This window comes from Sneathiella sp., assembly GCF_047631475.1.
Classification (GTDB): Bacteria; Pseudomonadota; Alphaproteobacteria; order Sneathiellales; family Sneathiellaceae; genus Sneathiella.
The window spans coordinates 18,969-30,340 of record NZ_JBLHZT010000044.1 but is presented as its reverse complement, the minus strand read 5'-3'; the positions used below and the strand labels follow the sequence as shown (position 1 = coordinate 30,340).

The following is an 11,372-nucleotide window of genomic DNA, read 5'->3' as shown; positions in this document are numbered from 1 at the left end:
CGCGGCTATTGATGCTGTGAAGCAGTTTATATAACTGGCCGTTGTGACGTGAAGCGGTCCTTAATTATCCACCCGGCTGATGGATTTACCAAGGCAGTTCAAGATCGGTAAGGCAAGAGTATATTCGTTGTCAGACGCGGACGCCTGAATTTCCAGATCACCGCTAGCAACCTTGCTTTCGTCAGCAGAAATAGGGGCACTAATCCAGATGGCCCCTTTTTCCTGCGCGGCTTTCTTGTATTCTTTGGATACATCCGGATCGCCAGCCCCCATATCGATGACAAGCGTTCCCGATGTGAGATGTTCTAAAAACGAGTTTTCCCCTTCCATCATGGCGGATAATTGTTTCTGATCAGAATGCGTCAGTATGATTGCCCCGCCCGAGGTTTTGTCAGCAACCTCTGCAGGTGACTCGCACAAACTAATACCTTCCCGCGCGAAATCATATCGGGTGGCGGGTATATTGTGAAAGGCATAAGTCTTTGCGCCAGCTGTACGGATCCGTTTTGCTAACGGTTTCCCAAGATGATCAGTGCCGACAAAGCCGACAATTTTTCCATCGAGTACTCCCATTCATTTCCTCCCCATGAGTTTTTTCTTATAAAGAAAAATATTATAGAAAAGAAAAAAGAAAGCAATCGATCCTTGTCCGGCAAAACTGCAAAAAAAATGGCCACCGTTCGGTGACCACTTATTTCCGGTGTCTGCCTGTATTACAAGCGGACAAAGCGAATGGCAGCCCCACGCTCAATAGCCGCGGCCGTCAGTCGGTCAACGTTCAATCCATGTCTGAGAATTTCCAGCAGGCGCAATTCTTCCTGACTAAGCTGGCCATCACAAACAGCAATGTCACAGGCCAGAGCATAGGCCGTGTCATGTAATTTCTTCGGCAAGACAGCCTTGATTTTGGACACCATGCTGTTCAGATCGCCTTCACCACTTAACATGTCCATGGAAGCGCGGGCATCCTCGACCAAATGATCTTGATTATATTCAGAGAATACCGGAAGCGTTTTGACAATTTCACCGATCGTATTAAATTCCCGGTCTGTCATGTCTCCGTCAGCCGCGGAAACGATCACCATTGTCGAGATCAATGCGGTGTGAAGCGTAAGTGACATGAACCTGTATCTCCTTGTAATAATTTTGTCTCTTCAGGATATGGGGATCATCCCTGTTTATCCAACGAAATATTTTTAATTTCATTTTCTTTTTGAGCAATAAAATTTCGCGTTAGTGCAATTGCGTCTTTTAATCCAAGGCGTTCGATCTCAACACCCGGTGGAAAAGCCGAGGTCAAGCGGCTGGGCATCATGCTATCCAGCATGACAAAGACGCCAAAGTCGGTTTCGCGGCGAAGCAATCGGCCGTAGGCCTGTTTCAGCTTCAACCGGGTCAGCATGTCATCATAGCGGCTGCCCCCAAATGCCGATCGTCTGGCTTTGTGTTTGATATCGGATCGTGGCCATGGAACACGATCAAAAACCAATAGACGTAACGATCTGCCGGGAACATCAACCCCGTCGCGGACCGCATCCGTGCCCAGCAGAACGGAGTTTTCTTCTTCGCGAAAAATATCAACAAGGGTAGAGGTGTCCAATGCGTCCTGATGTTGGGCAAAAAGGTCAATGCCTGCTTTTGCCAGTGCCGGGGCTATTTTTTCATGAACGGCCCGCAGGCGCCATATGGCGGTAAAAAGACCCAACCCACCACCGCCGGCGGCGAGAAATAGTTCCCGGTATGCGCTGGCAACCTCGGCCATGTGGTCTCGGCGGACATCTGTGACCACAATGATTTTTGTCCGCTCCTTGAAATCAAAGGGGGACATATGGGTTGTTCGTTTGGGCGGTAAGATGAGTTGGTGCGCACCCGTTCTCAGATCTGCAGCCTGCCACCCTTCTTCCGCTTCAGCGGAATCCTTCAAAGTGGCGGATGTAATGACGGCACCGTGAGAAGGTTTTAGCAGTGTCGTTGCAAATGGCACGGTTGGGTCAATCCAGCTCCGATAATATCCCATATCAAAATCCCGGCCACCAATCCGTTCGATCGACAACCAGTCAACAAACATGTCTGGCGTGGGCTCGTTTATGTCCGATAACATCGCCTGCCAGGGTTTGATCATTGTATTTGTCCGGCGGGATAAACCCTGCACGGCAGCTTCGATCCGAAGGCGGGTTGCGGTATCCAGGTCTTCTGCTTCTTCATCCAGCCGTTTGATCAGGGCCTTGGCCAGATCGGCGAGCGGTTTGGATAACCCCCCAAGGGCTTTTTCCAAAACAAAGGCAGTTTCATCCAGTCCCGGGACAAATTCAACAGCGCTGCATTCGATGGAATAGGGACTGTCAGGCTGGCCGGACCGGGCCAGCACCTGTTGCTTGACATAGACAAGGAATTGTTCAGCAGGGCCAGCAGGTAGGCCATCATTCAGACGTTTCAACCAGCCGTCTGAGGGAAGTTGACGGGCCGCCTGAATTGCTGTTTGCAGGGCATCATGTCCCGCTTCACTTTCGCCCAGCAAATCAGAAATGCGTTTTTCCAAGCCTCGCATCCGGCCTTTTCTGCCGCCATCACTTCCGGCCACCCACCGACGCAATTCGCTTGTTTCCAGCCCCGTAAGATGGGCCGAGAACGCACTGTCCGCCGCGTCAAAAAGATGGTGCCCTTCATCAAAGACATATCGTTTTGGCAGGCCCGGATCATCTGGCCTGGAGGCTGCGTTAATCATCACGAGCGCATGATTGGCGATAACGATATCTGCCTTTCTGGCTTTGCGGGTAGATTTCTCGATGAAGCATTTTCGGTAATGGGGACAGGCGGAGTAAATACATTCGCCGCGTCGGTCGGCAAGTCTCATAACGCGGCCTGCACCGGTAAGCTCATGCAGCCAACCGGGAAAATCACCTCCCATATCGCCGTCTCGGGTTGCAAGAACCCAGCGGGCAACAATGCCAAGAATGATCAGGTCTGGCCCGCGTGCGGCACCGCCTTGGAGTGCTTCTTCAAAATTCAGGAGGCAAAGATAGTTTTCACGGCCCTTGCGAACGACGGCTTTAACCGCTTTGACATCGGGTTCAGGATAGAGCCGGTCCAATTCATCATCGATCTGCCGTTGCAGGTTTTTGGTATAGGTTGAAAGCCAGACAGCTCCTCCATTTTTTTCCGCCCAGACACTGGCCGGTGCAATATAGCCGAGGGTTTTACCGGTTCCGGTTCCCGCTTCAGCGAGAACAACATGAGGCGCATCTTCCTGATCGCGGGGAATGAAGGCGTGAGAGGCTGCTGCACTGAAATCCGCCTGCTGAGGCCGCGGCTCGGCGCTAGTGTGTAATAACTCTTTCAGCCGGTCCCGGGCTTCCTGTTCGGAAATCGAAACATCGTCGGGAGGCGGTTCAGGTGCAAAATCGGGCCATTCTTTAACATGTTTCCAGACATCCAGCCCGCCTAACGGTCCAGCATTTTCCGTTTGCCCAAGGGCTGAAAGAACGAAGGGGGCCCAGTTCCACCCCGCACGGCCCATAGTGGCTGCAATGCGAGAGGCCTGCTTATTTTCCTCGGGGCCAAGTTTCATCAGATGAGTGAGGAGAAAATTTACGGCTTCGTATAACGAAAGGGCTTGCTCCTCCAGTGTATCACCCGTTTGAATTTTTAAGGACTTTGCTATTCCCTTGGGGGTTGGCAGGGCCAACTTTGCTGGGAAGGTAAAAGCGAATAGTTCCAGAATATCAAAAGCGGTAAATGGATTAAGGCCCAGCCGCCGGGCCACGGCCAATCGGTGTACTAACAAGGGCGGGCATTCTTCAATGCGAGCTTGTGCGGATGAAATCGATTCTTCCTCGATTTCCCCGTCAGCGGTCAGCCAAACTGTTTTTTCACCGGACAACACCAGAACCGGGACATCGGGCAGCCTGATCTCTTGCTTTTTGTCTGAATTTCCCTGCTGTTGTTCAGTTTCTGACATATAGGCCTTGAAAATCATTTGCGGACGTTGACGTTATGACTTTGTACGCCTAAATTCCGCCGACCACAAATATGGAGATTAAAAAATGTCATCGGATGCCGAAATCGCACTGTCTAGCAACTCCTGGGCGTTTGTCGAGGCAAAGAAACTTGCAGATCGTTATGCGAAGGAAGCACCCAAGAAGGGCTACGTGCTGTTTGAAACTGGCTACGGACCTTCGGGGCTGCCCCATCTGGGGACATTTGGAGAAGTTGCGCGTACGTCTTGGGTGCGTCATGCTTTCTCGCTTCTGTCCGATATCCCAACGCGTCTGATCGCCTTTTCAGATGATATGGATGGTTTGCGAAAAATACCGGACAATGTGCCTAACAAAGAGATGCTGACGGATGCCCTTGATAAGCCTTTGACACAGGTACCGGATCCGTTTGGCACCCATAATAGTTTTGGCGAGCATAATAACGCGCGCCTTCAAGCTTTTCTCGATCAGTTTGGCTTTGAGTATGAGTTTCGCTCGTCCACTGAATGCTATAAATCCGGTGAATTTGATGAAACCCTGAAGCTGGTTCTGGAAAAGTATGACGATGTTATCAATGTCATTCTGCCAACACTCGGCCCTGAACGCCGGGCGACCTATTCACCGTTCCTGCCAATTTGTCCGCGGACTGGGAAAGTCCTGCAGGTTCCGATCATTGAACGGGATGTTGAGGCTGCAACGGTTACTTATAATGACCCTGAAACAGGGGACGCCGTGACGGTTCCTGTAACTGGTGGTCATTGCAAATTGCAGTGGAAAGTCGATTGGGCCATGCGCTGGCATGCTTTGGAAGTTGATTATGAAATGGCCGGCAAGGACTTGATCGATAGTGTTACGCTGTCGAGTAAAATTGTCCGTATTCTGGGTAAAAAACCACCAGAAGGGTTTAACTATGAACTCTTTCTCGACCAAGAGGGTAAGAAAATATCCAAGTCCAAGGGGAACGGGATTACCATTGAAGAATGGTTGACCTATGCGTCTCCTGAAAGCCTGGCTCTTTATATGTATCAAAATCCAAAAAAGGCGAAACGCCTGCATTTTGATGTCATTCCCAAAGCCGTCGATGAGTATTATACGTTTGTTGAAAAATTTGCCGGTCAGGAAGCCAAGCAACAATATGCCAACCCTGTTTGGCATATTCATGGCGGAAAACCACCGCAGGAAACCATGCCGATAACATTTGGCATTCTGCTAAATCTTGCGGCTGTCGTAAATGCGGATGATCCTTCCGTTCTTTGGGGCTTTATTACCCGTTATGCGGATGGTGCCACGCCAGAAAACAATCCGGCGCTGGATAAGCTGGTGGGATATGCCGTTTCTTACTACAAGGATTTCGTCAAGCCCGCTAAAAAGTATCGCCTGCCTGATGAGCAGGAAGCGGCTGCGATGAAGGATCTGGTTGACGGCTTGAAAAAACTGGAACCTGGTATAGAAGGCTCTGAAATCCAGAATTTGGTTTTTCAGGTTGGAAAAGACAACGGTTTTGAAAATCTGCGGGCTTGGTTTCAGGCTTTGTACGAAACGCTACTTGGCCAATCACAGGGTCCGCGCATGGGATCGTTCATTTCCTTATATGGCGTCGATGAAATGGTCACGCTGATTGAACGGGTTTTATCCGGTGAAGATCTGGGCGCTGCGTGAGGCGCGAAAGAGATTAAAGAAAAGGCCGCTTTTCAGCGGCCTTTTTTGTGATCAAAAAATCTGGCTGGCTTTCGAGAAGTCCATATACATGTCGCGCAGTTTGGCGGCGACCGGACCAGGTTGTAACTCGCGATCTTCAACGCGGGTTACAGGCATGACTTTTCCGAAGTTACCACTGTTAAAAACTTCATCCGCAGTAAGAATATCGTCTGGTGTCATGTAAGTTTCAACGACTTCGATATCAGCAGCCGCTGCCAGTTTTTTTACCCGTGAGCGGGTGATGCCGGCAAGGAAACAGCCGGTTGGAGCAGGCGTAAAGGCAACACCATCTTTCACCGTCCAGATATTGGCCGTGGCAAATTCTGCAACATTATTGTTTGCATCCAGCATGATGGCATTGTCAAATCCGAGGCTTCTGGCATGGGCAACTGCCCGTCCTGAATTTGGGTACAGGCATGAGGCCTTTGCATTTGTAGGCGCCATATTACTTGCAGGGCGTTTATAAGGTGAAAAATGGGCGGAAAAACCGCTGAATTCGGGCATCGGCTGATCATAAACAGCCAGAATAAATTCTGCACTATCCGGATCTGGATCAATAAAGCCACCGCGTGCGAAATACATCGGGCGAATATAGAGTTCTGATTCTTTTGGCAATTTGCGAATGGCAGTTTTGCAAAGCTCAATGACTTCCCCAGCTTCCAGAGTTGGTTTCATACCCAGCGCCTCTGCCGAGCGGCCCAGTCGTTCGCAATGCAGATCAAGATCTGGGGCCATGCCTTGAAAGGATCGTGCCCCATCAAATACAGAAGAAGACATCCAAAAAGCATGATCCGCAGGTCCAAGAACGCGGGGATTCTCGTCGTGCCAGTCACCGTTGTAGAAATATACGCCTGCCATTATGCAAATTTCCTATTTGAAAAATATTGGGATATATGGAGTCCCTTACCAGATATATCAGGCCCCACGCAAGGAAAGTCAGCAACGCTGACCAAAATGAGGGGCGACCTTCCTGTTCAAAAGAGATAATATCGGTTAGATTGCGCAACCTTTCAAACAGACAGGATGAACATGACTTTAATTTATCATATGGCAGATAGCAATGAATGGGACGCTGCGCAAAATGCAGGCGTCTATTCCGGAACTGAAAATGACAAAAAAGACGGTTTTATTCACTTCTCGACGGCAGAAACAGTTGTGGAAAGCGCCGCCAAGCATAGAGCCGGTGAGCCAAATCTGTTGCTGATTACAGTCGAGTCAGATGCGTTGGGCATGGCACTTAAATGGGAGGAGGCCCGAGGTGGTGCCCTGTTCCCCCATTTATATGGTCCTTTAAAAATGTCCGATGTCATGAAAGTGGAAGACCTGCCACTTGGCCCGGATGGTCTTCACAAATTTCCCCCTGTTTACTAAGGACGACCAATGTCCCTCTACTCAGTTTTGTCGCCGCTTTTATTCACGTTGGATGCAGAAAAAGCGCACAAGCTTTCTATCATGGGCCTGAAAATGGGAGTGCTTAAAAGCGCTCCTTCGACCCATGATCCGGTATTGCAAACCAGTGTTTTTGGCCTTTCTTTTCCTTCTCCGATAGGGCTGTCGGCAGGATATGACAAAAATGGTGATGTGCTGGATGCTTTGCTGGGGCTTGGCTTTGGCTTTGTCGAAGCAGGAAGCGTGACCCCGAAGCCTCAGCCTGGCAACCCGAAGCCCCGCGTTTTTCGGTTGCGAGAGGACAAGGCGGTTATCAATCGGCTGGGTTTTAACAACGAGGGCCTTGATGTCGCTGCCAGCAATTTTGCAGCCCCAAGGCGTGCCGGTATCGTCGGGGCCAATTTGGGGGCGAATAAAGAGAGCGAAGACCGTATCGGTGACTATGTGACAGGGTTGAAGCGGTTGGCACCTCTTGCTGATTATGTGACAGTGAATATCTCATCCCCCAACACGCCGGGCCTCCGGGCCTTGCAGGGTAAGGGGGAACTAGAAGATCTTTTGGGGCGTTTGATGCAGGCCCGTCAGGATATCCCGCCTGAAGGTAAGCCTGTTCCGTTGTTATTGAAAATTGCTCCTGATCTGACGGATGAGGATAAATCGGATATTGCTGAGGTCGCGCTGCAATCCAAATTGGACGGTCTGATTATCAGCAATACAACGATTACCCGTCCGGATGATTTGCGCAATCATCAACGAACAGAAGTCGGGGGGCTGAGCGGAGAACCATTGAAGGCTCTTTCCCTCAATCTGTTGAAGGATATGCGTATTGCAACCGCGGGGAAAATACCGTTGGTGGGCGTCGGTGGCATTAGTAGTGCAGAAGATGCGTATGCGCGTATTCTTGCCGGTGCGTCCCTTATTCAGTTCTATTCAGCGATGGTGTATGAGGGGCCGTATCTGGCCGTTAAAATGGCCGGGGGACTTGCCCAACTTTTACGGGCCGACGGTTATAAATCGGTTGCTGATGCGGTTGGGGCCGACAACCCGCTTTAGAAGCTGGCCGGTGTACAGGCGCTGACGACAACTGCAGTTTCGTCACCAATGCATTTGAACCTGTGAGGGTGATGGCTTTCAAAATAAAAAGCATCACCCGCCTTTAAGACCTTTCTTTCGGCGCCAACTGTGATTTCGAGTTTTCCTTTTATGATGATGCCGGCTTCTTCGCCTTGATGGCTGAGCATGTTGCGTCCCGTGTCCGCACCAGGTGGATAGGTTTCATGTAAAACCTGAAGTGCTTTTCCCGTGAGGTCTCGGCCAACCTGTTTATATTCGATTTTGCCTTCAGAAATCCGCGTCAGTTCTTCTTTAGAATAAAAAATCTTCCGGCGAGAGGAAAAGTCGCTAGCAAAGAAATCTGACATTGGAATAGGGAACCCATCGAGTACCTTTTTCAATGAGCCAACCGATGGACTGGATCGGTTTTGCTCAATCATGGAAATCGTACCATTTGTGACGCCCGCCCGTTTTGCCAGTTCTCGCTGTGATAGGCCGTATTGAGCTCTTAAGGAGCGTAGCCGTGCGCCGATATCAATATCCATTCAAAGGCTCCATGATTCTAAATAGTGTTTATTATTTTAAACATGGAAATCAGGAAGAAAAGCTGAAAATGGCTGTTTTATTGGTTTTCATTTTTTTCTTGTGCTGTTTAAGGCTGTTGATACCGTTCGTTTCAATACTTTAACTGGGAGACTGCAATGTCTAGTTCAAACGCTGTGCCAAACAATCTGGATGCTTTCTGGATGCCGTTCACTGCCAATCGGCAGTTTAAATCCAACCCCCGTATGCTCGTAAGCGCAAAAGGGATGCATTATACAAATGCAGAAGGCGGTCAGGTGCTTGACGGCACCGCGGGCCTTTGGTGCTGTAATGCGGGTCACGCAGAGCCACGCATCGTTGAGGCGGTCAGCAAACAGATTGCGGAAATGGACTATGCGCCAGCCTTCCAGATGGGCCACCCAAAAGTATTTGAACTTGCTGCGCGCGTTTCGGCAATGTTGCCGAACGGATTGGATCATATCTTCTTTACGAATTCAGGGTCTGAATCAGTCGATACGGCCCTGAAAATCGCTTTGGCCTATCACCGGGCGCGCGGAGAGGGAACACGGACACGGTTTATTGGCCGCGAACGCGGATATCATGGCGTGGGATTTGGCGGAATAACCGTTGGTGGTATCGTTTCCAACCGTAAAACCTTTGGCCCGTTGCTGGCCGGAGCCGATCATCTGCCGCATACGCATATTCCTGAAAAGAACGCCTATACTCGGGGCTTACCTGAATATGGAACCGAGCTTGCTGATGAATTGGAAAAACTGGTTACTTTGCATGACGCGTCTAATATTGCAGCCGTCATTGTCGAGCCGGTAGCGGGTTCAACGGGCGTTATTATGCCCCCAAAAGGCTATCTGGAACGACTACGCAAGATTTGTAATAAACACGGTATTCTGCTTATATTTGATGAAGTGATTACCGGTTTTGGCCGTTTGGGTTCCGCGTTTGCAACTGATTATTTCGGTGTGCAACCTGATTTGATCACGATGGCCAAGGGGCTGACAGGCGGTACAATTCCAATGGGTGCGGTCGCCTGCTCCAAAACCATCTATGACACCTTCATGGATGCGCCAGATAATATGATCGAATTGTTTCATGGCTATACCTATTCCGGTCATCCTGTGGCCGCCGCTGCGGGTCTTGCCGCGCTGGACTGTTATCAGGAAGAAGGATTGTTCGAGCGGGCGAACGGGTTGGCGCAATATTGGGAAGATGCAGTTCACTCTCTTAAGGGGTGCCCTCATGTGATTGATCTTCGGAATTTGGGCCTGATCGGTGCAATCGAGTTAGAGCCAATCGAAGGAAAACCAACCGCGCGCGCATTTGAGGCTTTCCTGAAATGCTATGAAAAAGGCGTCCTTATTCGCACGACCGGTGACATTATCGCTCTGTCACCACCGTTAATTATCGAAAAAGAACATATCGATCAAATCTTTGACACAATCAGAACCGTTCTCAGCGAGATCGCCTAGTTCAACTTTATTTTCAGGAGATGGTAAAATGTTAATTGGTGTTCCCGCAGAGATTAAAACTCTGGAATCCCGTATTGGTATGACCCCCGGTGCCGTGCGCGAAGCTGTGTCATCGGGCCATGAGGTAATGGTTCAAAAGGATGGAGGGCTAAAGATTGGCCTGACCAACGAAGATTACCAAAAAGCCGGTGCCAAGATTGTCGAAACAGCGGAAGAGATCTTTGCTAAGGCTGAAATGATTGTAAAAGTGAAAGAGCCGCAACCAAATGAATGCGCTATGCTTCGTGAAGGGCAGTTGCTGTTTACTTATCTGCATCTGGCGCCAGACCCGCAACAAACAGAAGCGCTTCTGAAATCTGGTTGTGTGGCGATTGCCTATGAAACGGTGACAAGCCCACGCGGTGGTCTGCCTTTGCTGGCCCCGATGAGCGAAGTTGCTGGTCGTATGTCCATTCAGGCTGGTGCTCATTGCCTTGAAATGCGTCAGGGCGGAGAAGGGGTTCTTCTGGGCGGTGTTCCGGGTGTTCCTGCCGCTAATGTTGTTGTTCTGGGTGGTGGTGTTGTGGGTATCAACGCGGCAAGAATGGCAATGGGAATGGGCGCAAATGTGACTGTTCTGGACAATTCTTTGGCCCGCCTTGGTGAATTGGATGGTCTGTATGGTCCGCAGCTGAAAACGATTTATTCCAGCGTGGATACGGTTGATGAATATGTAACTCAGGCGGATCTGGTGATCGGTGCTGTTCTTATACCAGGGGCCGCAGCGCCCAAGCTGGTTAATACTGATCATCTGAAAAAAATGAAGAACGGTTCCGTCGTTGTGGATGTGGCGATCGATCAGGGTGGATGTTTTGAAACATCGCGGGCAACAACCCATCTTGAACCAACCTTCAATGTTGACGGTGTTGTTCATTATTGTGTCGCTAATATGCCGGGTGGTGTCGCGCGGACGTCCACATTTGCCCTTAATAATGCGACAATGCCTTTTACCTTGGCATTGGCAAATAAAGGCTACAAGCAGGCATTGAAAGACAACCCTTATCTTGCAGAAGGCCTCAACGTTCATTGCGGGAAACTGACCAATGAAGCTGTCGCCCGTGATCTGGGAAAAAATTATGTGCCTGTAAAAGAGGTACTGGCAGCGTAAACACGTTGAATTATCAAAGACAAAAAAGGGGATGGCGCCACCATCCCTTTTTTTTTACGCCTTTAGTTGCGAACGATACTCATA

Annotated in this window: 10 protein-coding genes; 5 read left to right on the top strand and 5 right to left on the bottom strand. The window is 49.9% G+C overall.

The annotated features are described in order from the left end of the window. Positions 1-60 precede the first annotated feature (60 nt). The 3 genes from ACJAYR_RS15115 to ACJAYR_RS15105 form a co-directional block, all read right to left on the bottom strand. Positions 61-573 (bottom strand): NAD(P)-binding domain-containing protein, encoded by a 513-nt coding sequence (locus tag ACJAYR_RS15115; protein WP_415237374.1) that lies wholly within the window; start codon positions 571-573, stop codon positions 61-63. 140 nt (positions 574-713) lie between these two features. Then, positions 714-1,121 (bottom strand): tellurite resistance TerB family protein, encoded by a 408-nt coding sequence (locus tag ACJAYR_RS15110; protein ID WP_169546267.1) that lies wholly within the window; start codon positions 1,119-1,121, stop codon positions 714-716. A 47-nt stretch (positions 1,122-1,168) separates the two neighbouring features. Continuing rightward, positions 1,169-3,958, bottom strand: a complete 2,790-nt coding sequence (locus ACJAYR_RS15105) for an ATP-dependent DNA helicase (protein ID WP_415237373.1) — start codon at positions 3,956-3,958, stop codon at positions 1,169-1,171. An 85-nt stretch (positions 3,959-4,043) separates the two neighbouring features. On the opposite strand from ACJAYR_RS15105, the gene ACJAYR_RS15100 reads away from it, so the two are divergent. After that, a complete protein-coding gene (locus ACJAYR_RS15100) occupies positions 4,044-5,633 on the top strand; it encodes a lysine--tRNA ligase (RefSeq protein ID WP_415237372.1) in 1,590 nt (529 codons plus the stop codon). A 51-nt stretch (positions 5,634-5,684) separates the two neighbouring features. Here ACJAYR_RS15100 and ACJAYR_RS15095 read toward each other — a convergent pair whose 3' ends face one another. Further along, on the bottom strand, positions 5,685-6,530 hold the full coding sequence (locus tag ACJAYR_RS15095) for a branched-chain amino acid aminotransferase (RefSeq protein ID WP_415237371.1): 846 nt from the start codon (positions 6,528-6,530) through the stop codon (positions 5,685-5,687). 165 nt (positions 6,531-6,695) lie between these two features. Here ACJAYR_RS15095 and ACJAYR_RS15090 point away from each other — a divergent pair, with 165 nt between their 5' ends. Next, a complete protein-coding gene (locus ACJAYR_RS15090; protein ID WP_415237370.1) occupies positions 6,696-7,043 on the top strand; it encodes a DUF952 domain-containing protein in 348 nt (115 codons plus the stop codon). A 9-nt stretch (positions 7,044-7,052) separates the two neighbouring features. Beyond that, positions 7,053-8,114: a quinone-dependent dihydroorotate dehydrogenase gene (locus tag ACJAYR_RS15085; RefSeq protein ID WP_415237369.1), complete on the top strand. Its 1,062-nt coding sequence runs from the start codon at positions 7,053-7,055 to the stop codon at positions 8,112-8,114. Here ACJAYR_RS15085 and ACJAYR_RS15080 read toward each other — a convergent pair. Beyond that, positions 8,111-8,659 (bottom strand): cupin domain-containing protein, encoded by a 549-nt coding sequence (locus ACJAYR_RS15080; RefSeq protein WP_415237368.1) that lies wholly within the window; start codon positions 8,657-8,659, stop codon positions 8,111-8,113. The genes ACJAYR_RS15085 and ACJAYR_RS15080 overlap by 4 nt on opposite strands. A gap of 156 nt (positions 8,660-8,815) precedes the next feature. Here ACJAYR_RS15080 and ACJAYR_RS15075 point away from each other — a divergent pair, with 156 nt between their 5' ends. Both ACJAYR_RS15075 and ald read left to right on the top strand, forming a co-directional pair. Next, positions 8,816-10,141, top strand: coding sequence for an aspartate aminotransferase family protein (locus ACJAYR_RS15075; RefSeq protein WP_415237367.1), 1,326 nt, complete (start codon positions 8,816-8,818; stop codon positions 10,139-10,141). A gap of 28 nt (positions 10,142-10,169) precedes the next feature. Beyond that, on the top strand, positions 10,170-11,288 hold the full coding sequence (gene ald / locus ACJAYR_RS15070; RefSeq protein WP_415237366.1) for an alanine dehydrogenase: 1,119 nt from the start codon (positions 10,170-10,172) through the stop codon (positions 11,286-11,288). Positions 11,289-11,372 lie beyond the last annotated feature (84 nt).

What these genes read in the sequence shown, in the direction of transcription:
- ACJAYR_RS15115 (WP_415237374.1), bottom strand. Translation starts at nt 573, where the DNA reads ATGGGAGTACTCGATGGAAAAATTGTCGGCTTTGTCGGCACTGATCAT.
- ACJAYR_RS15105 (WP_415237373.1), bottom strand. Translation starts at nt 3,958, where the DNA reads ATGTCAGAAACTGAACAACAGCAGGGAAATTCAGACAAAAAGCAAGAG.
- ald (WP_415237366.1), top strand. Translation starts at nt 10,170, where the DNA reads ATGTTAATTGGTGTTCCCGCAGAGATTAAAACTCTGGAATCCCGTATT.
- ACJAYR_RS15095 (WP_415237371.1), bottom strand. Translation starts at nt 6,530, where the DNA reads ATGGCAGGCGTATATTTCTACAACGGTGACTGGCACGACGAGAATCCC.
- ACJAYR_RS15090 (WP_415237370.1), top strand. Translation starts at nt 6,696, where the DNA reads ATGAACATGACTTTAATTTATCATATGGCAGATAGCAATGAATGGGAC.
- ACJAYR_RS15080 (WP_415237368.1), bottom strand. Translation starts at nt 8,659, where the DNA reads ATGGATATTGATATCGGCGCACGGCTACGCTCCTTAAGAGCTCAATAC.
- ACJAYR_RS15075 (WP_415237367.1), top strand. Translation starts at nt 8,816, where the DNA reads ATGTCTAGTTCAAACGCTGTGCCAAACAATCTGGATGCTTTCTGGATG.
- ACJAYR_RS15085 (WP_415237369.1), top strand. Translation starts at nt 7,053, where the DNA reads ATGTCCCTCTACTCAGTTTTGTCGCCGCTTTTATTCACGTTGGATGCA.
- ACJAYR_RS15100 (WP_415237372.1), top strand. Translation starts at nt 4,044, where the DNA reads ATGTCATCGGATGCCGAAATCGCACTGTCTAGCAACTCCTGGGCGTTT.
- ACJAYR_RS15110 (WP_169546267.1), bottom strand. Translation starts at nt 1,121, where the DNA reads ATGTCACTTACGCTTCACACCGCATTGATCTCGACAATGGTGATCGTT.